Source organism: Mycetocola sp. Y171 (assembly GCF_056713165.1).
In genome coordinates this window covers 435,617-458,314 of record NZ_JBWYGX010000001.1, presented here as the reverse complement: position 1 = coordinate 458,314, position 22,698 = coordinate 435,617, and the positions used below count along the sequence as shown (strand labels likewise).

Sequence of the window (22,698 nt, the reverse complement as noted above, 5' to 3'; positions counted from 1 at the left end):
CGGCGGGATCACACGTCGTTGCCGAGCGCGCGGAGGGCGCGATCGGCGGCTCCGCCGAGCCCGAGGTCCGCGGACAGCCGGCGGGCCTCGCCGAGCGCGTCGGGGGACAACGGGCGGATCTGCGTGTCGGTCTGCGGAAGGTCGAGGGTGCGGACGACCTCGACCACCGTCGGGGCGACGGCGAGGTAGTCGGCGGCGCCGCGGATCTTCGCACGGAATGCCTGGGACATCTCGGCATCCGGATCCGATGCCGCGGAGATGATGGCGTCGAGGGTCCCGAACGTCCCGAGCAGACTCGCGGCCGTCTTGTCGCCGATGCCGGCGACGCCGGGGAGCCCGTCAGAGGTGTCACCCCGAAGCGCGGCGAAATCGGCGTACTGGCCGGCCGTCACTCCGTACTTCTCGAGGACGACGCTCTCGGTCAGGACCTCGAGCTTGCTCATTCCCCTGGCGGTATAGATGACGCGGACGCCGCTGTCGTCGTCGATGAGCTGGAAGAGATCACGGTCGCCTGTGACGACGTCCACAGGGATGCTCGATTGGGAGGCGAAACTGCCGATCACGTCGTCCGCCTCGTGGTGCGCGGCGCCGACCACGGTGACGCCGAACGCGGTGAGCATCCGGCGGATGAGGGGGATCTGCGCCACGAGGAGGTCAGGGGTCTCCTCGATGTCCGGTCTGTCCGCCACGACCCGTTCCACCCGGTGCTGCTTGTAGCTGGGGATGAGGTCGACCCGCCACTGGGGGCGCCAGTCGTCGTCCCAGCAGGCGATGAGGTGCGTCGGCTCATAGTCGGTGACCAGCCTGGCGATGAAATCGCAGAGTCCGCGAACGGCGTTGATCGGGGTGCCGTCTGGCGACTTCAGCGTGTCAGGCAGGCCGTGAAATGCGCGGAAGTACAGCGAAGCGGTGTCGAGGAGCATCAGTCGCTCATTCATGAGTCGATCATGGCACGCCGGGCGACGGCCCGGCGTGCTCTCATGCGGACCTTCGTGCTCATCCGAGCAGCGGCGCTTCTGAGCGATGCTCATGAGAGCGGACGCCTGATGTAACGCGATGCTTCCCTCTAGGCTCGCGTCGAACAGCTATGTAACGCTTCTGTTTCGAGAGTCATCCACAGCGTCGTGGCCTTCGTAACATTCGGTAACGTATGCCCATACCCGCCCTCGCGAGTCCCGCAGGGCTGCATCCTGGAGGTCACATTGACAATCAATACCCGTAAGGTCGCTTTCGCCGGCCTTGCCACTGCAGGCGTCATCGCCCTGCTTGCCGGCTGTGGACAGGCTCCAGCCAGCAACGGAGATCCCACAGAGGCAGCTCCCGACTTCCTCCCATGCATCGTCTCAGACGCTGGTGGGTTCGATGACAAGTCCTTCAACCAGTCCAGCTACGAGGGCATGGTCCAGGCCGCTGAAGAGCTCGGCGTGGAGATGAAGGAAGTGGAGTCAGACACCGAGGACGACTACGCACCGAACATCACCAGCCTCGTCGACCAGGGCTGCGACCTGATCGCGACCATCGGCTTCGCGCTTGCTGACGCAACAGCAGCGGCAGCTGAAGAGAACCCCGACGTCAACTTCATCATGCTCGACGACAGCTCGATCGAGGCAGACAACGTCAAGCCGATCATCTACGACACGGCCCAGGCCGCGTTCCTGGCCGGCTACGCCGCTGCTGACTTCTCGACGACCGGTGTCGTCGGAACCTTCGGTGGCATGCAGTTCCCGACCGTCACCATCTTCATGGACGGGTTCGCTGACGGCGTCGCGTACTACAACGAGCAGAAGGATGCCGCTGTCAAGGTCGTCGGATGGGATGTCGCAGGCCAGACCGGTTCATTCACCGGTGGCTTCGAAGCCAACGACACCGCCAAGCAGCTCGCAACGACGCTCATCGGACAGGACGCAGACGTGCTCCTCCCGGTCGGTGGACCGATCTTCCTCAGCGCCATCGAGGCCATCGCGGACTCCGGCAAGGAAATCGCCATGATCGGTGTCGACGCCGACCTGTACGAGACGGCAGATTCGGGCCAGGAGCTGTTCCTGACCTCCATCCTCAAGCAGATGAAGTCCGGCGTCTACGACGTCGTCATCGCTGCTGGCGAGGGTGACTTCGACGCCACCCCGTACGTGGGCACGCTCGAGAACGACGGTGTCGGAATCGCTCCGTTCCACGACTTCGAGGACAAGGTCAACGACACCCTGCAGGCTGAACTCGACGAGATCAAGGCCGGCATCATCGACGGATCCATCGAGGTCACCTCGCCGTCGTCGCCTGCGGCCGAGTAACACCTCTCGACGTCAACCCGTAAACAGATTCGGGGAGACCGGCTACGGCTGGTCTCCCCGAACTGTTGGAACGTAGGATTCACCCATGAAGCTCGAACTTCGCGGCATCACCAAACGATTCGGTGCGCTGGTTGCCAACGACCACATCGACCTGACCATCCAGCCCGGCGAGATCCACTGCCTGCTCGGCGAGAACGGTGCAGGCAAGTCCACCCTGATGAACGTCCTCTACGGCCTCTACCAGGCCGAGGAAGGTGACGTCCTGCTCGACGACGTCGTCCAGCACTTCGCGGGGCCGGGCGACGCCATGCGTGCAGGCATCGGCATGGTGCACCAGCACTTCATGCTCATTCCCGTCTTCACGGTCGCCGAGAACGTCATGCTCGGACACGAGCAGACGGGCTTCGCCGGCAAGCTCGACCTCGATGCTGCTCGCGCAAAGGTGCGCGAGATTTCCGCGAGGTTCGGATTCCACGTCGACCCCGATGCCCTCGTCGGCGACCTTCCGGTCGGCGTGCAGCAGCGCGTCGAGATCATCAAGGCGCTCTCCCGCGACGCCCGCGTCCTCGTCTTCGACGAGCCGACCGCCGTGCTCACCCCGCAAGAGACCGACGAGCTCATGGCCATCATGCGCCAGCTCAAGGAAGACGGAACCTCCATCGTCTTCATCACCCACAAACTGCGGGAGGTGAGGGAAGTCGCCGACCGGATCACGGTCATCCGCCTCGGCAAGGTCGTGGGGGAGGCATCCCCGACGGCATCCAATTCGGAACTGGCCGCGCTCATGGTCGGTCGCGCCGTCGAGCTCACCGTCCACAAAGAGGTGGCGGTCCCCGGTGCAGCCAGTCTCATCGTCAAGAACCTCGACGTCGTCGACCCGCTCGGGCTGAAGGTCGTCAACAACGTCAGTTTCGAAGTTCGCGAAGGCGAGATCCTCGCCATCGCCGGCGTCCAGGGCAACGGCCAGACGGAGCTCACCGAAGCGATCATGGGCCTTCAGCCGCGCGTCTCGGGTGAGATCAGCCTCAACGGCGAACCGCTCACCGGACTCAGCGTGCGTAGGATCCTCAACGCCGGGGTCGGCTTCGTTCCCGAGGACCGCACCGAGGACGGCCTCGTCGGCGAGTTCACCATCGCCGAGAACCTCATGCTCGACCGCTCGGACCGGCCGCCCTTCGTCCGAAACGGCAACCTGCAGCTCGGCTACCTCGCCGAGTTCGCGCAGGAGAAGAAGGACGAGTTCGACATCCGGGCCGAATCGATCAGCACCCGCGCCGGGCGGCTCTCCGGGGGCAACCAGCAGAAGGTCGTGCTCGCGCGGGAACTGAGCCGTGAGCTCAAGCTGTTCGTGGCGTCGCAACCCACACGGGGAATCGACGTCGGCTCGATCGAATTCGTTCACAAGAGGATGGTCGCGACGCGGGATGCAGGAATCCCCGTCGTCGTCGTCTCCACAGAGCTCGATGAAGTCGTCGCGCTCGCAGACAGGATTGCAGTGATGTACAGAGGATCTATCGTCGGAATCGTTCCGGGGGACACCCCCAGGGACATCCTCGGACTCATGATGGCCGGCGAGCACCCGAGCGGAGCCGCCGCGTGAGCGACACGACGGCGACGACGGCTCCGTCGGGCAACGAGCCGAAGCGGGCACCCGACCAGGAGGAGGTGCCTCGCAGCAACCAGATCATCTCCGACATCCTCAACGGCAACCTGATCATCTCGGTCCTCGCGGTGATCTTCGCCCTGCTGATCGGCGCTGTCCTGATCGCGGTCACCAACGAAGACGTCCAGACGGCATCCGGATACTTCTTCGCAGCCCCTGGTGACACGCTCGCCGCCATCTGGAATGCGGTGTCCGGAGCGTACGGCGCGTTGTTCCAGGGCGCGATCTTCAACTTCCGTCGCGACAACTTCCTCGACGCCATCAAACCGCTGACGGAGACCCTCACCTTCGCGACGCCGCTGATCGCCGCTGCGCTCGGTATCGGCATCGCCTTCCGCGTCGGACTGTTCAACATCGGTGGTCGAGGACAGATGCTCATCGCCGCCGCGTGCGCCGGGTGGGTCGGTTTCTCCTTCGAACTCCCGTGGGGGGTCCACCTCGTCGTCGCCCTCATCGCCGGAATCATCGGCGGTGCCCTGTGGGGTGGCATCGTCGGGCTGCTCAAGGCCCGCACAGGCGCCCACGAGGTCATCCTGACGATCATGCTGAACTACGTGGCGTTCTACCTCATCTCCTGGATGCTGCGGACCCCTGGCCTCCTGCAGGCGCCGGATTCGGTCAACCCGAAGTCGCCGCCGATGATGGAGACGGCGATTCTGCCTGACATCCTCGGACCACGGTACAACCTCCACCTCGGCTTCCTGCTCGTCATCGCTGCGACGATCTACGCGTGGTGGCTGCTCAACCGGTCGAGCCTCGGCTTCCAGTTCAGGGCCGTCGGTGAGAACCCGAACGCCGCCCGCGTCGCCGGTATCAACGTGAAGAACACCTACGTCTACGCGATGCTCATCTCCGGTGGCCTCGTCGGCCTCGCCGGGGTGATGCAGGTGCTCGGAACGGTGACCACCGGCTTCTCCGCCGGCATCGACGCCGGCATCGGCTTCGACGCCATCACCGTCGCCCTGCTCGGCCGGAGCAAGCCGTGGGGCATCTTCGCCGCGGGCGTCCTGTTCGGTGCGTTCAAGGCCGGTGGGTTCGCCATGCAGGCGGCCGAAGGCATCCCGATCGACATCGTCACCGTCGTGCAGTCGCTCATCGTCCTCTTCATCGCAGCGCCGCCGCTCATCCGTGCCGTGTTCTTCCTGCCGAAGCAGGGCCGAACCCGCAGAGCGCTGCCGAGCGTCTCGAAGGAGGTGGAGGCGAAGTGACCACCACCACGACCGCATCCGAGTCCATCTCTGCCAGCCTCGAATCGGCGACGATCAAGAGCTGGAAGGCGCCGATCGCGTACGCGATCTTCTCCCTGATCGCGATCATCCTCTTCGTCGTCAACGGACGGGACGGCATCAGCCGGTTCCGTCTCTCCAACGAATCTGATGTCATCCAGCTGCCGCCCATCGACAACCCGACCCGGGTCACCTGCATCATCGTGGTCGTCATCCTCATCGCCATCACCGCGTACGCGACCTGGCTGGCCAGCCAGGCGAAGCGCATCCCGCTGTGGCTGACGATTCTCTTCGCCATCGCGTTCATGTGGGGGTTCCTCACCTGGGCCGCAGCAGGCGAGACCATTCCGATCACCGGGCTGCTGCTCGGAACAGTCGCGCTCAGCGCACCGCTGATCTTCGGATCGCTCGGCGGCGTGATCTCCGAACGTGTCGGTGTGGTGAACGTCGCGATCGAGGGCCAGCTCCTCGCCGGGGCGTTCCTCTCGGCGTTCGTCGCATCGCTGACCGGCAACCCCTGGGTGGGCCTCGTCGCCGCGATGGTCGCCGGTGTGCTGGTGAGCTTCCTGCTCGCCGTCTTCTCGATCAAGTACGTCGTCGACCAGGTCATCGTGGGTGTCGTGCTCAACGTGCTCGTCGCCGGGCTGACGAGCTTCCTCTATTCGACGGTGCTGACGAGCAACACCCCACTGTTCAACTCGCCGCCGCGTTTCCCGAGGATCAGCATCCCGATCCTCAGCGAGATCCCCATCATCGGGCCCGTGCTGTTCAACCAGACCGTCATCATCTACTTCATGTACGTCGCGGTCTTCGTGGTCTGGTGGGCGCTGTTCCACACCAAGTGGGGCCTGCGGCTCCGCTCGGTCGGCGAGCACCCCCAGGCCGCTGACACGGTCGGCATCAGGGTCAACCCCACCCGGTTCTGGAACGTCGCCCTCGCCGGCGCGATCGCCGGGTTCGGCGGTGCGTACTTCACGCTGGGATCCGTCGGAGGCTTCACCAAGGAGATGACGGCTGGTGCCGGGTTCATCGCCCTCGCCGCGGTCATCTTCGGCCGGTGGGATCCGATCCGGGCGACCCTTGCCGCGCTTCTGTTCGGCTTCGCGACGAACCTGCAGAACGTCCTCGGTGCCATCGGTTCCGGTGTTCCGAGCGAGTTCCTGCTGATGCTGCCGTACGTCGTGACCATCTTCGCGGTCGCCGGGCTCGTCGGATACGTCCGCGGCCCTGCGGCATCCGGCAAACCGTACATCAAGTCATAGGGGGCGAGTGTGATGGGTGATTCAATCGACTGGGGCGCGCTGCGAGAAGCGGCGACGGATGCCATGGCGAAGGCATACGTGCCGTACTCGAAGTTCCCCGTCGGGGCGGCCGCGATCGTCACTGACGGACGGATCATCGCCGGGTGCAACGTCGAGAACGCCAGCTACGGCCTGACCCTGTGCGCGGAGTGCGCACTCGTCTCAGCCCTGCACATGTCAGGGGGCGGGCAGCTCGTCGCTTTCACCTGTGTCGACGGCGAGGGCAACACGCTCATGCCGTGCGGCCGCTGCCGTCAGCTGCTCTTCGAGCACGCGGTGCCTGGGATGCTCCTCGAGACCGTGTCAGGCATCCGCACCATCGACGAGGTCCTCCCGGACGCCTTCGGCCCCCGCACGCTCAACGAATACGCAGGGGTACCCAGCGATGACCGCATCTGACGCCGCACTCGAACCGTTCGACGCCGTCGACCTCATCCGCACCAAGCGCGACAAGGGCGAGCTGGCGACCGACGAGGTCAACTGGCTGATCGACGCGTACACGCGCGAATACGTGGGGAACGAGCAGATGGCGGCGATGGCCATGGCCATCCTGCTCAACGGGATGAGCCGTCGCGAGATCCGCGACATGACGCTTGCCATGATCGCCTCCGGCGAGACCATGGACTTCTCCACCCTCGGCAAGACCACCGTCGACAAGCACTCCACGGGTGGGGTGGGCGACAAGATCACCCTCCCGCTCATGCCGCTCGTGGCATCCTTCGGCGTGGCCGTCCCTCAGCTCTCCGGCCGCGGTCTCGGGCACACCGGTGGAACCCTCGACAAGCTCGAGTCGATCCCCGGCTGGCGCGCCGACCTCTCCAATGAGGAGATGTTCGACATCCTCCGTGACGTCGGCGGTGTGATCTGCGCAGCGGGCGCAGGGCTGGCTCCGGCGGACAAGCGTCTGTACGCGCTGCGCGATATCACCGGAACGGTCGAGGCCATCCCGCTCATCGCCTCATCGATCATGTCGAAAAAGATCGCCGAGGGCACGAGTGCGCTGGTGCTCGACGTGAAGTTCGGCTCGGGCGCGTTCATGAAGGACTACGCGAAGGCCGAGGAGCTCGCGCGCACGATGGTGTCGCTCGGTCAGGATGCCGGGGTGAAGACCTCAGCGCTGCTCACGAACATGAGCGTGCCGCTCGGCCTCGCGATCGGCAACGCCAACGAGGTGCGCGAGTCGGTCGAAGTACTCGCCGGTGGCGGACCCTCCGACATCGTGGAACTCACTGTCGCGCTCGCGCGGGAGATGCTCACGCTGGCCGGGCAGCCGGACGCCGACGTCGAGGAAGCCCTCGCGGACGGACGGGCCATGGACACCTGGCGCCGGTCGATCCAGGCGCAGGGTGGCGACCCGGATGCAGCACTGCCGGTCGCGCGCGAAACCCACACGGTTACGGCAGACGCCGACGGCGTGCTGGTGCGACAGGAGGCGTTGCCGTTCGGCATCGCCGCGTGGCGCCTCGGCGCGGGCCGTGCGCGTGCGCAGGACCCGGTGCTTCACGCCTCAGGTGTCGACCTGCACGCGAAGCCGGGCGACACCGTGCGCGCTGGTCAGCCGCTGTTCACCCTTTCGGCCGACGACGCGGGTCGTTTCCCGCGGGCGCTCGAGGCGATCGAGGGCGCGTACGAGATCGCGGCGCCCGGTACCGCGTTCACGCCCGAGCCGCTGGTGCGCGCCCGCATCCAGTAGGCACGCGTACGCCGCGCTCGCATCCGTCCCGTTCATCCGTCACCATGAAGCGGTTTGCGGCGGTGTTCTCGACATTTGCGACGGATGAACGCCCGCCCGCAGTATCAGTAGCTACGCCGGGTCGCCCACGCGCACCAGCGCGTCGACCACGAGATCCCAGAACCGCTCCACGTCGAGCCCGACCGCGACCTGGGTGGTGCAGTCAGCCGGCGCAGGAGCACGGAAGTCCGCCACCGTCATACCGAGCGTGAGCGATCCCGAGAGTTCGACATCGAGGGGCACCCGGCGCACCTGCAGCACCGACGGGTCGATCACGTAGCCCACAGCGCACGCGTCGTGCACAGGGGGAGCGTCGAAGCCCTGCACCTCGCGGTAGGTCTCGGCGAAGAAATCCAGCAGTTCACCGACGAAGCGGGCCGGAGCGGTGCCGATCGCAGCGATGCGCTCGACGACGTCCTGGGTTGCCAGCGCCTGATGGGTGACGTCGAGTCCGACCATGGTCAGCGGCCAGCTCTCGTTGAAGACGATGTGCGCAGCTTCGGGGTCGATGACGATGTTGAACTCCGCCACGGCCGACCAGTTCCCGGTGCTGTACCCGCCGCCCATCAGGACGACCTCCTTCACCCGGCTGACGATCCGCGGCTCCTTCCTGGCGGCAAGGGCGATGTTCGTCAGCGCGCCCGTCGGCACCAGCGTGACAGTGCCTGCAGGGTGTTCCATGATCGTGTCGATGATGAGGTCGACGGCGTGACGCTGATCGAGCTCGAGCACCGGTTCGGGCAGCGCCGGCCCGTCGAGCCCCGACTCACCGTGGATCGACGGGGCCGTCCTCAGCTCGCGAACCAGCGGGCGGGCGCATCCGGCAGCGAACGGGATGCCGGTGATCCCGCCGACACGGGCGACCGAGAGCGCGTTCCTGGTCACCTTCTCGAGCGTCTGGTTGCCCATCACCGTGGTGACGCCGAGAAGCTCGATGTCAGGATTTCCGTGGGCGAGCAGCAGGGCGATCGCGTCGTCGTGGCCGGGATCGCAGTCGAGCAGGATGGGAGTCGGCATTGCCCAAGCCTAGATCGCGACGGGCGCGAACGGATGCCCCGACCAGTGCGCGGCACGGGGCTGAGCGGTAGTCTTGGCGGGTGACTTCTGAGAACCAGTACCAGCTTCCCAACGGCGTCGACATCGCCGCTCTGCCGAAGATCTCGCTGCACGATCACCTCGACGGAGGCGTGCGCCCACAGACCATCATCGAACTCGCGGATGCCGTCGGCGTCGACGTCCCAGAGGCGGATGCCGGACGGCTCGCCGCCTGGTTCCTCGCCCAGTGCGATGCCGGAAACCTGGTCGACTATCTCAAGACGTTCGACCTCACCACGGCCGTCATGCAGACGGAGGAAGGACTCGCCCGCGTCGCCCGCGAGTTCGTGCAGGACCTCGCGGCCGACGGCGTCATCTACGGTGAAGTCCGCTGGGCGCCCGAGCAGCACCTGGCCCGTGGCCTCAGCCTCGACCAGGTCGTCGAAGCCGTGCAGGAAGGCATCGACCAGGGAATGGAAGACGCCGAACGCGCCGGCCGCGGCATCCAGGTCGGGCAGCTGGTCACCGCGATGAGGCACGCCGACCGTGGGCTCGAGATCGCCGAGCTGGCCGTCCGCCACCGCGGGAACGGCGTCGTCGGCTTCGACATCGCCGGCGCCGAAGCCGGCTTCCCGGCCAGCCGCCACCGCGTCGCCTTCGACTTCCTCGCCCAGGAATACTTCCCGGTCACCGTCCACGCCGGCGAGGCCGACGGCGTCGACTCGATCAAGAGCGCGCTCTTCGACGGCCGGGCCCTGCGCCTCGGACACGGCGTGCGCATCGCCGAGGACATCACCGTCGAACGCAGCGACGACGAGGGCACATACGTCTCCCTCGGTCCTGTGGCCCAGTGGGTGAAGGACCGCGAGATCGCCCTCGAGCTGAGCCCGTCGTCGAACCTGCAGACCGGGGCGATCGCGGCGTGGGGAACCGACCTCGTCGACCACCCGTTCGACCTGCTCTACCAGCTCGGATTCAAGACCACGGTCAACGTCGACAACCGCACGATGAGCGGCACGTCGCTGACCCGCGAACTCAGCCTGCTCGCGGATGCCTTCGCCTATGACATCGACGACCTCGAGGTGTTCCAGCAGAATGCGGCGAGTGCCGCGTTCCTGCCTCTGGAGGACCGGGAGGAACTCGCCGAGATCATTTCGGCAGGCTTCGAGGATGCCGAGAGTTACCGCCCCTGACCTGCGCGGCGATCGGGGGAGAACATGGAGCCGATACGCTGAAGCCGGTTGACCACCCCCACCCTTCGAAGTGAGACCACGATGTCCCTGCCCCCTCTTCCGAATTCCGCCATCGAGCTCGGCGCGACCGCGTCGGACTGGCGTGAAGCGGTCCGGCTCGCCGGCGCCGCACTCGTGCGAAGCGGGGCGACCCAGGACGCGTACACCGAGCGGATGATCCAGGTCATCGACGAGTTCGGCGCGTACATCGTGATCGCACCGGGCCTGGCGCTCGCACACGCGCGGCCGGGCGCAGACGTGACGCGTGAGGGGCTCTCCGTGGTCACACTCGCTGAACCCGTGGCCTTCGGGCACCCGCACAACGACCCGGTGAGCGTCGTCCTCGGACTCGCCGTCACCACCCCGGAGTCGCACGTGACCTCCGTGGCGGACCTCGCCAACGTCTTCAACGACCGGGAGGCGATCCCGGCCGTCGCATCAGCCGCAACCCCTGACGACGTCCGCCGCGTGCTCAACGCGACTGAGTAGTCAGCAACGAGCCAGGAGACCCCATGAAAATCGTCGCCATCTGCGGTGCCGGTGTCGGAACATCCGGCATCCTCAAGGTCAACGCCGAACGTGTGCTCCAACGACTCGAGATCGAAGCGGATGTGACGGCGTCCGACGTCGCGGGCCTCGCCGCCGCCGCTGCTGACGCGCAGGTCATCCTGACGTCGCCCGAGCTGGTCGACAAGATCGGCAAGACCTTCGCCGACGTCGTCGTCATCAACAACTACTTCGACCTCGAAGAGATCACCGAAAAGCTCGAGCGCGCCCTGGGTTGACGCCTCACGTCGCCGGGTGTCAGGCGGTCGCCGTCGCAGCGATCTCCTGCAACTCGGCCTTGACGGCAGCGAGGACATCCGAGGCCTCGCCCCGCTGCTCGATCGGGCGGTGCACGTCCAGATAGAACTTGATCTTCGGTTCGGTGCCGCTCGGCCGCGCCATCACGCGTGAGCCGTCCTCGAGCCGGAACCGGAGAGCATCCGTCGGAGGAAGGTCACCGGACCCGTCGCGCAGGTCGTCGATGCCGGAGACGGCGATCCCGCCGAGGCTCTCGAGCGGCTCCGCCCTCAGGTGGGCCATGATCGCCGCGATGTCGGACAGGTCGGTGACCCGCAGCGAGAGCTGGTCGCTGGCGAAGTAGCCGAACTTCTCTGCGAACGCCTCGAGCACGCGCTCGATGGTGATGTTCTGCGCCTTGAAGAAGCAGGTCATGGCGAGGAAGTCGATGGCTGCAGAGATGCCGTCCTTGTCGCGGACAGTCCCCGGATTGACGAGGTAGCCGAGTGCCTCCTCGTAGCCGAAGATCAGGTTCGGCACACGGGAGACCCACTTGAAGCCGGTGAGCGTCTCGACGAAGTCCAGCTCGTACTCTCTGGCGACAGCGGCGAGGGCCGGGGAAGACACGATCGAGCAGGCGAGAACGCCGCCGGGCGTCGGCTGTTCGGCGTTGAGGACGGCTGCGCGCCAGCCGAGGATGGCACCGACCTCGTTGCCGGAGAGCTGCCGGTAGCCCTCCGGATGGGACGCGTCAGGGACCGCGATCGAGAGCCGGTCGGCGTCGGGGTCGTTGGCGACGATGAGCTCGGCGCCGGTTTCACGCGCGAGAGCGTATGAGAGGTCGAGCGCGCCTGGCTCCTCCGGGTTGGGGAACGCCACGGTCGGGAAGTCCGGGTCTGGTTCCTGCTGCTCGCGCACCGAGTGCGGGAGGGTGAGACCGGCCTTCGTGGCGACGCGGGAGAACGTCTCCCAGCCGACACCGTGCATGGCCGTGTAGACCACCTTGAGCTCGACCGGTTCAACCGGGATGCTCGCCACCGTCGCGTCGACGTATGCGTCGACGACGTCGTCGCCCGCCGTGGCGTATTCGGTGCTCCTGGCCAGTTCGAGGACGTTGCCCGAGGTGGCCACGCGCGAGATGTGGGCCTCGATCTCCGCGTCGGCGGGGGACACGATCTGGGAACCCTGGTCGGCGCCGCCGAGGTACACCTTGTATCCGTTGTCTGCGGGCGGGTTGTGACTGGCGGTGACCATCACGCCGGCGGAGGCGTCGAGGTGGCGGACCGCGAAGGCGAGCACAGGTGTCGGAAGCAGGCGGGGGAGCAGGATCGCGCGGATGCCGGCCCCCGCCATGATCTCGGCGGTGTCCGTCGCGAAGACCCGCGAGTTCCTCCGGCCGTCGTAGCCGATGACGACACTGGGCGTCGCCCCAGGTTCGCGCTCGAGCAGGAACGCGGCGAGACCGGCGGCGGCCTGCGAGACGAGCACGCGGTTCATCCGGGCGGATCCCGCCTCGATACGGCCGCGGAGCCCTGCGGTCCCGAACTCGAGGCGGGTGTCGAACCGGCTGTGCAATTCGTCGAGGGCCGGCTCACTGCCGCCCTGGGCATCCCGGATGAGTGTTCCGAGTTCGTCCCTGGTCTCCGGGTCCGGGTCCTGGTTCAGCCAGGCCTGGGCCACGGTGAGGATGTGGCCGGCTCCGGCGTCGTTCATCACAGTGCTGCCACGATCCGGGCCAGGAGCGCGCTGATGACGGGTTCGGCGTCGCGGCCGGCCTCGAGGACCTCCTGGTGGCTCAGCGGCGTCGACTGGATGCCCGCTGCGAGGTTGGTGATGAGGGAGAGGCCGAGGACCTCCATGCCCGCCTGCCGCGCGGCGATCGCCTCGAGCGCGGTCGACATGCCGACGATGTGGCCTCCGATCGTCTTCGCCATCTGCACCTCGGCCGGGGTCTCGTAGTGCGGCCCGCGGAACTGGCAGTACACACCCTCATCCAGGGTGGCGTCGATGCTGTGGGCCAGCGCCCGCAGACGGGACGAGTACAGGTCGGTGAGGTCGATGAAGGTCGCGCCCTCGAGCGGTGAATCGGCGGTGAGGTTGATGTGGTCGCTGATCAGGACAGGGGTGCCAGGAGCCCAGGTCTCCTTGATGCCGCCAGCACCGTTGGTGAGGATCATCGTCGTGGCGCCAGCAGCCGCAGCGGTCCGCACGCTGTGCACGACCCTGCGCACGCCGTGGCCTTCGTAGTAGTGGGTGCGTGCGCCGATGACGAGGGCGCGCTTACCGCTCGGCAGGAGCACGGACCGGAGCGTGCCGACGTGGCCCTCGAGGGCAGGGCGGGAGAATCCCTCGATCTCGTGTGCGGGGATCGTTGCCGTCGTCTCACCGATCAGCTCGGCGGCCTTACCCCAGCCTGAGCCGAGGGTGAGGGCGATCTCGTGCCGTTCGACGCCGGTCTTCTCAGCGATCTGGGCGGCAGCGCGCTGCGCGATGGCGAAGGGATCGGCGGAACGATCGTCGAGCGGGTTTCCTGGAGCGTCTGACATTCCCCCATCATATTTGCCGCGCAGCTGTGGGGACGGGAATTCGAACGGATGCCTGCGGCGGGCAACATCTGAGCACGACGCGACGCTGTTGTCCCGGATCCGCGCGCTCATGCGGATCTGCCGACCGTCCGCGTTTTGGTGACGGTGTTCCGGGCTGCGACAATGGAGCAATGACCTACGAGTTCGAGCGCAAACAACGGATCGCTGTACTCGGAGGTGGCCCCGGCGGCTATGAGGCCGCCCTCGCGGGCGCACAGCTCGGCGCGGACGTCACGCTCATCGAGCGCACCGGTGTCGGTGGAGCAGCCGTCATCACCGACGTCGTGCCGTCGAAGACCCTCATCGCCACCGCCGAAGCCACCAACGCCGTCCGCGGCGCCAGCGAGCTCGGCGTTCAGTTCTTCGCCCGCAGTGCAGACGGCAAGCCGGTCAAGCCTGAGGTCACCGTCAACCTCGCCGCCGTCAACAAGCGGCTGCTCGGCCTTGCCCGCCAGCAGTCCGAGGACATGCGCTCCAACCTCGAGCAGGCCGGTGTGAGGATCGTCAACGGCGACGGCCGACTCGACGGCCGCGACGCCGTCATCGTGTCGACCGAAGCAGGTGGCCGCGGAACGGACTTCGACCGCGTCGAGGCAGACACCATCGTCGTCTCCGTCGGCGGCAGCCCCCGCCAGCTCCCGTCGGCCATGCCAGACGGCGAACGCATCCTCAGCTGGACCCAGCTCTACAACCTCAAGGCCTGCCCCGAGCACCTCATCGTCGTCGGTTCCGGCGTCACCGGCGCCGAGTTCGCCTCCGCCTACCGGGCGCTCGGCTCTGAAGTCACCCTCATCTCCAGCCGCGACCAGGTCCTGCCTGGGGAGGACGCCGACGCCGCAGCGGTGATCGAGAAGGTCTTCAAACGGCAGGGCATGACCGTGCTCTCGAAGTCGCGGGCGTCGAGCGTCGTGCGCACCGAGAACGGCGTCGTCGCCACGCTCTCCGACGGCAGGACCGTCGAAGGAAGCCACTGCCTCATGGCCGTCGGCGCCATTCCGAACACGGCAGGCATCGGGCTGGAAGAGGCCGGCGTCCAGATGACCGAGTCCGGTCACATCCGGGTCAACCGTGTCGCCCGCACGTCGATCCCCAATATCTACGCCGCCGGCGACTGCACGACGTTCATGCCGCTGGCATCCGTCGCGTCGATGCAGGGACGCTCAGCCATCTTCCACGCCATGGGCGACGCCGTGAACCCCACCGAGCTGCGCAACGTCGCGGCGAACATCTTCACCCAGCCGGAGATCGCCACGGTCGGCTGGACCCAGAAGCAGATCGAGGACGGCATCGCCCAGGGCGTGATCTACAAACTGCCGCTCAAGTCGAACCCGCGGGCCAAGATGCTCGGCATCAAGGATGGCTTCGTCAAGCTCTTCGCCCGCACCGGCTCCGGCACGGTCATCGGAGGCGTCATCGTGGCGCCGAAGGCCAGCGAGCTCATCTTCCCCCTCGCGATTGCCGTCGAGCACCGGCTCAACGTCGACGAGATCGCGCGAGCGTTCGCCGTGTACCCGTCGCTGACCGGCAGCATCACGGATGCCGCGAAGGCGATGCACATCGTCAACTGACGTCGCGTCTGCCGGTGGCGGCCGTATGTCGCTGGTACGTCTCATTGGGGTTCACTCCGTCGCAAATGTCGACACGTGGGTCCAGGAACCGGCATATGCGACGGATGACCGCCCACAGCGCTGTTCGTATGAACGCCGGTGTCGGTTTCATGTGTCACGAAGTGCGCCGAACGGGTCGCGTAACCGCCGTTGGTGACAGATGAGCGCGACCGCCGGCATCCGCCGACCGGACGTGATGGGGCGCCTGCTACGCCGAGGTGATCGTCAGCAGCTGGTGCCCGCTCGACACGGTCGCGCCGACATCGGCGTTCACGTTGCCGATGGTGCCGTCCTTGTGGGCGGTGATGGGCTGTTCCATCTTCATCGCCTCGAGCACGACCACGAGGTCGCCCTTGACGACTTCCTGGCCGTCGATGACAGCGAGCTTCACGATCGTGGCCTGCATCGGCGATGCGACAGCGTCGCCCGTCGCCGAGCTGACCGTTCCCGATCCGCCGTGCCGTTTCGGAGCGGGGGCGAGCGCGCGTCCCGTACCGCCGGCGCCGGGGATGAGACTCGTGGGGAGGCTCACTTCGATGCGCTTGCCTTCGACCTCGACGACGACGCTGTGCCGTGTGGTCGATGCCTTCGGGCCGTCGAACTCGCCGTCCCAGGGCTCGATGTCGTTGTCGAACTCGGTCTCGATCCAGCGCGTGTAGATGCCGAACACGCCGTTCTCGGCGGTGAAGGCCGGGTCGCGCACGATCTTGCGGTGGAACGGGATCACGGTGGGAAGGCCGGAGACCTCGAACTCGTCGAGGGCACGGCGGGAACGCTCGAGCGCCTGCTCGCGGTCCGCGCCGGTGACGATGATCTTGCCGAGCAGCGAATCGAACGCACCAGAGATCTCGTCGCCGGCGGTGACGCCGGAGTCGAGGCGGATGCCTGGACCGCCGAAGGTCTTGAACACGTGGATCGGTCCGGGCTGGGGGAGGAAACCGCGACCCGGGTCTTCACCGTTGATGCGGAACTCGATCGAGTGGCCCTGCGGGATGGGGTCTTCGTAGTCGAGGATGCCGCCCTCGGCGAGCCTGAACTGTTCGCGCACGAGGTCGATCCCGGTGATCTCCTCTGAGACCGGGTGTTCGACCTGCAGCCGGGTGTTGACCTCGAGGAAGGAGACGGTGCCGTCCTTGCCGATGAGGAACTCGCAGGTCCCTGCGCCGACGTAGCCGACCTCTTTGAGGATCGCCTTCGAGGCGCTGTACAGCAGATCGTTCTGCTCGTCGGTCAGGAACGGCGCAGGCGCCTCCTCGACGAGCTTCTGGTGTCTGCGCTGCAGGGAGCAGTCGCGCGTGGAGACCACGACGACATTCCCGTCGACGTCTGCCAGGCACTGCGTCTCGACGTGGCGTGGCTGGTCGAGGTACTTCTCAACGAAGCACTCACCGCGGCCGAAGGCGGCGATCGCCTCCCTGGTGGCCGAGTCGAACGCCTCGGCGACCTCGTCACGTTCGCGGGCGATCTTGAGGCCACGGCCACCGCCACCGAATGCCGCCTTGATGGCGACGGGAAGGCCGTGCTCATCGACGAACGCGAGCACTTCTTCGGCTCCTGAGACGGGGTTGAGCGTGCCAGGGGCGAGCGGGGCTCCGACCTTCTGGGCCACGTGACGTGCTGAGACCTTGTCGCCGAGCTTCTCGATCGCTTCGGGCGACGGTCCGATCCAGATCAGCCCCGACGCGATCACGGCACGGGCGAAGTCGGCGTTCTCGGCGAGGAAGCCGTACCCCGGGTGGATGGCGTCTGCGCCTGACCGGCGGGCGATCGACAGGATCTTGTCGATGACGAGGTAGGTTTCAGCGCTCGTCGAGCCGTCGAGCGCGTACGCTTCGTCGGCCAGCTTCGCGTGCATGGCGTCACGGTCCTGGTCGGCGTAGACGGCGACCGAGCCGATCCCGCTGTCGCGCGCTGCGCGGATCACTCGGACGGCTATTTCGCCCCGATTGGCAATGAGGACCTTGGATATACGCGACACAGTTCCCTAGCCTATTGCCCACAGCCGCGAGGTTTTTGGTCGGTGCCCACAGAAATGCCCGGAGAAGCACTGCGGATGCCTACAACGCGCCGCCGCGGTTCCACAGTGCGGTCCACTCGAATCCGAGTTGCCTGACGAGCGTCCGGAGGGTGGGGAGCGACAGCCCGACCACCGTCGATGGGTCGCCGGAGATGCGCTCGATGAACGGGGCGCCGAGGCTGTCGATGGTGAACGCCCCTGCCACCTGGAGCGGTTCGCCCGTGGCGATGTACGCGTCGAGCTCGGCATCGGTGATGTCGCCGGCGAACGTGACATCCGCCCATGCGACAGCGCCGACGGCACCCCCTGCGCTGCCGTCCGCGCGGTGTTCGATCAGCCAGTGCCCCGAGTAGAGGCGCCCCGTCCTCCCGCGTTGCGTCTGCCAGCGGTCGCGCGCGGCCTCAGCGGTATGCGGCTTGCCGTAGATCACTCCGTCGACCACGAACACGGAGTCGCCGCCGAGGATCAGGCCGTCCGCGCCGTCGAGGTCTCGCCACACCGACTCCGCCTTCGCCTGGGCCAGCAGGGCGACAGTGTCCTCAGGGCTGAGCGCGGAACCGGCAGCAGATTCCGCCGCCGCAACGGCGGCGTCCTCATCCACGTGCGACGGCACGATCACCGGTTCGATCCCGCTCTGGCGCAGCAGCATGAGGCGGGCGGGAGAGGTGGAGGCGAGGTAGAGCTGCATCTTCGGTCCCTTCGGCGGTGCCGGCCGGCACGACAGGCGCGAGCGAGCGGCGCACATCCGTGGGACGATTCAAGGGTGAATGCGCAATCCAACACCCCAGCAGATGTCGAGCTCGAGATAACCAACGTAGCCCACGGCGGTGTCTTCGTTTCGCGGCTCGACGGCCGCGTGGTCTTCGTGGCGGACACCTTGCCGGGGGAGCGCGTCAGGGCGAGGATCACCGAGAGTTCGAAGAAGAGTTTCTGGCGTGCCGAGACCATCGAAGTCCTGGACGCCTCGCCGCACCGACAGTCCCATGTCTGGGCGTCGTCGTCCATCGACGTCGCCCCCGCCGACCGGGCAGGGGGCGCCGAGTTCGGGCACATCGAGCTGTCGCACCAGCGTGAACTCAAGCGTCAGGTGCTCGCCGACTCGCTGCAGCGGTTCGCCGGAGTCGAGAGCGGCGTCGTGGTCGAGGCCGCGCCAGGTGACGACGACCGCGACGGCCTGGCCTGGCGGACCCGGGTCAGCCTGCACGTCGACGAGGACGGCAACGTCGGCCCGTACGCCGCCCGCAGCCACAAGGTGATCAAGGTCGGCGACCTTCCGCTCGCCACAGACGAGGTGGCATCGGCCGCCCCGCTCGACCAGCGCTTCCGCGGTGCCGAATCCGTGGACATCATCTCGCCGAGCAGCACGAACAGCGCCAGGATCGTCGTCCGTGAGCCGGTGAAGAAGGGCGTGAGCCCGGCGAACAGGCGTGAGCAGACCATCATCGAGCGGGTCGGCGACCGCGACTTCTTCCTCGACGAGGGCGGGTTCTGGCAGGTCCACCGCTCTGCAGCCGAGCTCTTGACCTCGCTCGTGCAGTCCACCGTCGACGAAGCACTCTTCGACCCCCGGGCAGCCAACCTCGACCTGTACGGCGGCGTCGGCCTCCTCGCGGCGGCCATCGGCGACAAGTTCGGCAGCACGACGAGGATCACGAGCGTCGAGTCGTCGGCCCGCGCGACCGACCACGCCGCCGAGAACCTCTCCGACTGGGTCGGGGCACAGAGCATCACCGCCCGGGTCGACTCCTACCTGAGGGGCCTCGTGGCGCAGTCCAGCGCCGCTGAGCGCTCGAGACTCGCTGCTGGGACCGTCGTCCTCGACCCGCCGCGCTCAGGCGCAGGCAAGGAGGTCGTGGCCAGCCTGGCAGAGCTCGGCCCGGCCCAACTGGTCTACGTCGCCTGCGACCCCGTCGCCCTGTCTCGTGACATCGGGCTCCTCGCCGCTGAGGGCTACCAGCTCAGGAGCATCCGTGCGTTCGACCTGTTCCCGCACACGCACCACATCGAGTCGATCGCGTTGTTGACCCGATGATCGCGTCGCGACGACCGAAACCGTCCGTGCAGCGCCTACGATGGGCACTGTGGTGCGCATAGCGGTTATCGATGATCATGAGTCCGTCCGGATGGGCCTGACGGCCGTCTGCGAGTCTGCGGGGCACACCGTGGCGCACAGCGTCTCGACTGTGCAGGAGTTCGTCACCGAAGCGGGCGGCGTTCCGTGTGACGTCGTCGTGCTCGACCTCAACCTCGGCGACGGAAGCAACATCACCGACAACGTGCGGGCCGTCCACGGCTCAGGGTCTGCCGTCCTCATCCACAGCATCGCCGACAGGGTCGCCTCGGTCCGTGAGGCGCTCGCCGCAGGTGCAGCAGGTGTCATCCCGAAGAGCGCGCCGACGGATGCCGTCGTGGCCGCCATCGAGACCGTCGCCAGCGGTGAAGCGCTGAACAATCTGGAATGGGCGAGTGCGATCGACGCGGACGGCGACTTCAGTCGGGCCCAGCTCGGCCGTCGCGAACGCGACGTCCTGCACCTGTACGCGTCAGGTCTCCCGATGAAGGACGTCGCCGTCCAACTCGGCATCGCGCCATCGACGGTGAAGGAATACCTCGACCGGATCCGCGGGAAGTACGTCGAGATCGGACGCCCAGCACCGACCAAGGTCGACCTGCTGCGCCGCGCCGTCGAAGACGGCATCCTTCCCGAGCTCAACCCCGGCACGGGCGATGACTAACCAGCCGCGGTCCGGCGCGATCTTCTCGCCGATCCCGCGTGGTCCTGTCCTCGACAACCTCGACCGCGTCGCGCGCGATGCCGCGCACACGCAGCCCAGGTTCAGCGTCGCCAGGATCGAACGGCTGATCGCCAGGTCGATCAGCCTGATGGCCTTGGTTTTCGGTGCACAGACGCTGAGCATCGCACTCGGGAGCGGCGTCGTCGTGCCAGAACCGCTCGGTACGGTCTACCTGCTCACCCTGCTCGGGCTTCTCGTCATCGTCATCCTCACCGGCATAGTGGATGCCCGCGTGCAGCGCGTGGCCAACATCGTCTTCGCCGTCACCTACCTCGTCGCCGTCGCGCTGTGGCCCGTCGTCACGGCGGGGGCCGGCGCGGATTCCAAGGCCGAACCGTGGACCTGGTACCTCTGTGCGATCGCCTGCGGCTGCATCTCGCAGGCCGTCCGGCCCTGGCTGGCGGCCACGTACATCGTGATCACGCCTGCGGTCTACGGCGTGGCCCGGGTGATCGACGGCGAAGGGAACATCACCCACCTCGACATCGCCGTGCAGGATGCGCTCTACGGCACGATGATCGGGCTCGTCATCATGGTGCTCATCACCATGTTCCGCCGCGCGGCGCGAACTGTCGACGAGGCACGCTCAGCGGCGTTCGCCCGCTATGACGAGGCGGTCAGGCAGCACGCGCTCGAAGCAGAGCGGATCGAGGTGGACGCGCTCGTCCACGACACCGTCCTCGCCTCGCTTCAGGCGGCGGACCGCGCCTCCACACCTGAGCAGGCCCGTGCGGCCGTCGCGATGGCCAGCGACGCCATCAGCCGCCTCGCCGCGCTCGACTCCCCGCCGGCAGGACCGGCGCCGGCGATCACCGTCGGCTGGGTCGTCGACCTCCTCCGGCAGCACGCCGAGCACCTCGAAGCACCGTTCGACGTCACCGTGACCGGGCCGATCGATCGCGACGTGCCGTTCCGCGTCGCCGAGAGTCTCTACCTGGCCGCTGCCCAGGCCATGACCAACAGCGTGCAGCACGCAGGCGAACCGGACTCCCGCAGCGTGACCGTCGAGGTCGGCGGCGACCGGGTCGTGCACGTGTGTGTGAGCGACGACGGCATCGGCTTCGACCGCGGGGCCGTCGACGCCGACCGGCTCGGTCTCCGCGTCTCGATCATCGAGCGCGTGCTCGCCGTCGGCGGTTCGGTCGACCTCCGTTCCTCGCCGGGAGCAGGGACGACGATCAGCATCCGCTGGGCCGACGACCCGGCCTCCGGGCAGGACGTCCTCGAGACGACGGGAGGGGTGACGGCACCGTGATCTCCCTCAACAGGTACACCATGATCGCCCTCGCTGCGGCGTTCTCGTTCTACCACGTCGTCCGTGGCTTGCTCACGCTGCCGCAGGCGGAGTCACCATGGCCGAGCCTCGCGGCCATGGTGCTGTACCTGGCCGCGACAGTGATCGCCCTCTGGCCGTCCAGCCCGACGGCGATGCCTCCATGGCTCGCCGCCTTCTGCCTGGCGACAGCGGTGTCAGTGCCCCTGCTCGTCACCAGCCAGCTCGACCCATCCGTCAACAACGGATACGCGACCTGGCACGTCTCCGCCATCGGCACCCTGATGACCATCACCGTGGTGCGCAGGCAGGAACTCGTCGGCTGGATCGGCGTCATCTTCCTCACCGTTCAGTCGGTCGTCTGGTGCGGGCTCGGCACGTCGATGGAGATCGGCGTCACCGGGAGCCTCATGTGGGTCTTCGTGGCCGGCGTCCTCACTCGGTCCCTCGCGAAGGTCGGGCACGACGCCCAGACGCTTACCGTGGCCGAGCAGGAGGCCGCGAAGTGGCAGGCGGCCCAGGATGCGCACGAGCAAGAGAGGCGCACACGTCTCGAGCAGACCGGCAAGCGCGCACTTCCCATCCTCCGCGACATCATCCTCGCCGGCGGCGAGCTCAGCGAGACACAGCGGATCGAATGCCGTGTGCTTGAAGCAGGGCTCCGGGACGAGATCAGGGGCAGGCGGCTGCTGAACGACCGGGTCAGGAACAGCGTCCTCGCAGCAAGACGCCGCGGCACCGCGGTGAGCATGCTCGATGAAGGTACCCTCGACCACATGTCCGAGGACGAGCTCGATGTCGTCCTCGGCAAGGTTGCCGATGCAGTGGACCGCACAGAGGCGGACCGGATGATCGTCAGGACCGCCCCGGCCGACTCCGACGTTGCGGTCACCCTGGTGGCGCTGAGCGCGTCGACCGACCCGGATGAGCCTGGCGACGCGGTCCGGTTGTGGCTGGAGATCCCGCGGGAGACCCGCGACGCCGCCATCCGTCGCTGACACCCACGTCGCTATCCGCCGTCGACGGCACCGAGCTCTCGCCCTGATACAGGAAAAGACAAAGGGAAAGGGCCGGTTCTTGTCGAACCGGCCCTGTGAAGCCCCGGGTCAGAGCAGTAACCCGAATAATGCCCTGACCCGCCCCCAAACGCCGCTGCTACCC

General features: G+C 67.1%; 20 protein-coding genes. 14 read left to right on the top strand and 6 right to left on the bottom strand.

The window, feature by feature from the left end; translation table 11 throughout:
* Window positions 1-8: 8 nt before the first annotated feature.
* Window positions 9-938 carry a 5'-3' exonuclease gene (locus AC1M2K_RS02210; protein WP_480239659.1) on the bottom strand — a complete coding sequence of 310 codons (930 nt, stop codon included), beginning with the start codon at window positions 936-938 and terminating at the stop codon, window positions 9-11.
* A 264-nt stretch (window positions 939-1,202) separates the two neighbouring features.
* Between AC1M2K_RS02210 and AC1M2K_RS02205 the strand changes: the two genes are divergently transcribed.
* From AC1M2K_RS02205 to AC1M2K_RS02180, 6 genes are all read left to right on the top strand, one after another.
* Complete coding sequence (locus tag AC1M2K_RS02205) at window positions 1,203-2,288, top strand: BMP family lipoprotein (RefSeq protein ID WP_480237783.1); 1,086 nt, start codon at window positions 1,203-1,205, stop codon at window positions 2,286-2,288.
* 85 nt (window positions 2,289-2,373) lie between these two features.
* Window positions 2,374-3,888: an ABC transporter ATP-binding protein gene (locus AC1M2K_RS02200; RefSeq protein WP_480239658.1), complete on the top strand. Its 1,515-nt coding sequence runs from the start codon at window positions 2,374-2,376 to the stop codon at window positions 3,886-3,888.
* Entirely contained in the window at window positions 3,885-5,159 is a 1,275-nt protein-coding gene (locus AC1M2K_RS02195) for an ABC transporter permease (protein ID WP_480237781.1), read from the top strand. Before AC1M2K_RS02200 ends, AC1M2K_RS02195 begins: the two co-directional genes overlap by 4 nt.
* Window positions 5,156-6,439, top strand: coding sequence for an ABC transporter permease (locus AC1M2K_RS02190; protein ID WP_480237780.1), 1,284 nt, complete (start codon window positions 5,156-5,158; stop codon window positions 6,437-6,439). Before AC1M2K_RS02195 ends, AC1M2K_RS02190 begins: the two co-directional genes overlap by 4 nt.
* Before the next feature lie 12 nt (window positions 6,440-6,451).
* Window positions 6,452-6,877 (top strand): cytidine deaminase, encoded by a 426-nt coding sequence (locus tag AC1M2K_RS02185; protein WP_480237779.1) that lies wholly within the window; start codon window positions 6,452-6,454, stop codon window positions 6,875-6,877.
* Window positions 6,864-8,171 carry a thymidine phosphorylase gene (locus AC1M2K_RS02180; RefSeq protein ID WP_480239657.1) on the top strand — a complete coding sequence of 436 codons (1,308 nt, stop codon included), beginning with the start codon at window positions 6,864-6,866 and terminating at the stop codon, window positions 8,169-8,171. The genes AC1M2K_RS02185 and AC1M2K_RS02180 overlap by 14 nt, the downstream gene beginning before the upstream one ends.
* Window positions 8,172-8,282: 111 nt before the next feature.
* On the opposite strand, the gene uriH is transcribed toward AC1M2K_RS02180, so the two are convergent.
* Entirely contained in the window at window positions 8,283-9,227 is a 945-nt protein-coding gene (uriH, locus tag AC1M2K_RS02175) for a uridine-preferring nucleoside hydrolase UriH (RefSeq protein WP_480239656.1), read from the bottom strand.
* Between the two features lie 80 nt (window positions 9,228-9,307).
* Here uriH and AC1M2K_RS02170 point away from each other — a divergent pair, with 80 nt between their 5' ends.
* The 3 genes from AC1M2K_RS02170 to AC1M2K_RS02160 all read left to right on the top strand — a co-directional run bounded on the left by AC1M2K_RS02170 (window position 9,308) and on the right by AC1M2K_RS02160 (window position 11,262).
* Complete coding sequence (locus tag AC1M2K_RS02170; RefSeq protein WP_480239655.1) at window positions 9,308-10,438, top strand: adenosine deaminase; 1,131 nt, start codon at window positions 9,308-9,310, stop codon at window positions 10,436-10,438.
* An 81-nt stretch (window positions 10,439-10,519) separates the two neighbouring features.
* Entirely contained in the window at window positions 10,520-10,966 is a 447-nt protein-coding gene (locus tag AC1M2K_RS02165; protein ID WP_480240794.1) for a PTS sugar transporter subunit IIA, read from the top strand.
* 23 nt (window positions 10,967-10,989) lie between these two features.
* On the top strand, window positions 10,990-11,262 hold the full coding sequence (locus AC1M2K_RS02160; RefSeq protein ID WP_480239654.1) for a PTS sugar transporter subunit IIB: 273 nt from the start codon (window positions 10,990-10,992) through the stop codon (window positions 11,260-11,262).
* A 19-nt stretch (window positions 11,263-11,281) separates the two neighbouring features.
* Here AC1M2K_RS02160 and AC1M2K_RS02155 read toward each other — a convergent pair whose 3' ends face one another.
* Together AC1M2K_RS02155 and AC1M2K_RS02150 are read right to left on the bottom strand one after the other, a co-directional pair.
* A complete protein-coding gene (locus AC1M2K_RS02155; protein ID WP_480239653.1) occupies window positions 11,282-12,973 on the bottom strand; it encodes a phospho-sugar mutase in 1,692 nt (563 codons plus the stop codon).
* A complete protein-coding gene (locus tag AC1M2K_RS02150; protein WP_480237773.1) occupies window positions 12,973-13,806 on the bottom strand; it encodes a purine-nucleoside phosphorylase in 834 nt (277 codons plus the stop codon). Before AC1M2K_RS02150 ends, AC1M2K_RS02155 begins: the two co-directional genes overlap by 1 nt.
* Window positions 13,807-13,976: 170 nt before the next feature.
* On the opposite strand from AC1M2K_RS02150, the gene AC1M2K_RS02145 reads away from it, so the two are divergent.
* Window positions 13,977-15,413 (top strand): NAD(P)H-quinone dehydrogenase, encoded by a 1,437-nt coding sequence (locus tag AC1M2K_RS02145; protein ID WP_480237772.1) that lies wholly within the window; start codon window positions 13,977-13,979, stop codon window positions 15,411-15,413.
* A gap of 247 nt (window positions 15,414-15,660) precedes the next feature.
* On the opposite strand, the gene AC1M2K_RS02140 is transcribed toward AC1M2K_RS02145, so the two are convergent.
* Both AC1M2K_RS02140 and AC1M2K_RS02135 read right to left on the bottom strand, forming a co-directional pair.
* Window positions 15,661-17,430 (bottom strand): acetyl/propionyl/methylcrotonyl-CoA carboxylase subunit alpha, encoded by a 1,770-nt coding sequence (locus tag AC1M2K_RS02140; protein WP_480239652.1) that lies wholly within the window; start codon window positions 17,428-17,430, stop codon window positions 15,661-15,663.
* Between the two features lie 79 nt (window positions 17,431-17,509).
* Window positions 17,510-18,157, bottom strand: a complete 648-nt coding sequence (locus AC1M2K_RS02135) for a Maf family protein (RefSeq protein WP_480239651.1) — start codon at window positions 18,155-18,157, stop codon at window positions 17,510-17,512.
* Between the two features lie 75 nt (window positions 18,158-18,232).
* Between AC1M2K_RS02135 and AC1M2K_RS02130 the strand changes: the two genes are divergently transcribed.
* The 4 genes from AC1M2K_RS02130 to AC1M2K_RS02115 are packed head-to-tail and all read left to right on the top strand — an operon-like array spanning window position 18,233 to window position 22,535.
* Window positions 18,233-19,501, top strand: a complete 1,269-nt coding sequence (locus tag AC1M2K_RS02130; RefSeq protein ID WP_480239650.1) for a class I SAM-dependent RNA methyltransferase — start codon at window positions 18,233-18,235, stop codon at window positions 19,499-19,501.
* 49 nt (window positions 19,502-19,550) lie between these two features.
* Window positions 19,551-20,204 (top strand): response regulator, encoded by a 654-nt coding sequence (locus AC1M2K_RS02125; RefSeq protein ID WP_480237768.1) that lies wholly within the window; start codon window positions 19,551-19,553, stop codon window positions 20,202-20,204.
* On the top strand, window positions 20,197-21,519 hold the full coding sequence (locus AC1M2K_RS02120) for a sensor histidine kinase (protein WP_480239649.1): 1,323 nt from the start codon (window positions 20,197-20,199) through the stop codon (window positions 21,517-21,519). Before AC1M2K_RS02125 ends, AC1M2K_RS02120 begins: the two co-directional genes overlap by 8 nt.
* Window positions 21,516-22,535, top strand: a complete 1,020-nt coding sequence (locus tag AC1M2K_RS02115) for a hypothetical protein (protein WP_480239648.1) — start codon at window positions 21,516-21,518, stop codon at window positions 22,533-22,535. The genes AC1M2K_RS02120 and AC1M2K_RS02115 overlap by 4 nt, the downstream gene beginning before the upstream one ends.
* Window positions 22,536-22,698: the final 163 nt, after the last annotated feature.

Excerpts from the sequence above, each read along its gene's own strand:
- AC1M2K_RS02210 (WP_480239659.1), bottom strand. The coding sequence starts at position 938 with ATGAATGAGCGACTGATGCTCCTCGACACCGCTTCGCTGTACTTCCGC.
- AC1M2K_RS02200 (WP_480239658.1), top strand. The coding sequence starts at position 2,374 with ATGAAGCTCGAACTTCGCGGCATCACCAAACGATTCGGTGCGCTGGTT.
- AC1M2K_RS02185 (WP_480237779.1), top strand. The coding sequence starts at position 6,452 with ATGGGTGATTCAATCGACTGGGGCGCGCTGCGAGAAGCGGCGACGGAT.
- AC1M2K_RS02180 (WP_480239657.1), top strand. The coding sequence starts at position 6,864 with ATGACCGCATCTGACGCCGCACTCGAACCGTTCGACGCCGTCGACCTC.
- uriH (WP_480239656.1), bottom strand. The coding sequence starts at position 9,227 with ATGCCGACTCCCATCCTGCTCGACTGCGATCCCGGCCACGACGACGCG.
- AC1M2K_RS02165 (WP_480240794.1), top strand. The coding sequence starts at position 10,520 with ATGTCCCTGCCCCCTCTTCCGAATTCCGCCATCGAGCTCGGCGCGACC.
- AC1M2K_RS02160 (WP_480239654.1), top strand. The coding sequence starts at position 10,990 with ATGAAAATCGTCGCCATCTGCGGTGCCGGTGTCGGAACATCCGGCATC.
- AC1M2K_RS02155 (WP_480239653.1), bottom strand. The coding sequence starts at position 12,973 with ATGAACGACGCCGGAGCCGGCCACATCCTCACCGTGGCCCAGGCCTGG.
- AC1M2K_RS02150 (WP_480237773.1), bottom strand. The coding sequence starts at position 13,806 with ATGTCAGACGCTCCAGGAAACCCGCTCGACGATCGTTCCGCCGATCCC.
- AC1M2K_RS02145 (WP_480237772.1), top strand. The coding sequence starts at position 13,977 with ATGACCTACGAGTTCGAGCGCAAACAACGGATCGCTGTACTCGGAGGT.
- AC1M2K_RS02135 (WP_480239651.1), bottom strand. The coding sequence starts at position 18,157 with ATGCAGCTCTACCTCGCCTCCACCTCTCCCGCCCGCCTCATGCTGCTG.
- AC1M2K_RS02120 (WP_480239649.1), top strand. The coding sequence starts at position 20,197 with ATGACTAACCAGCCGCGGTCCGGCGCGATCTTCTCGCCGATCCCGCGT.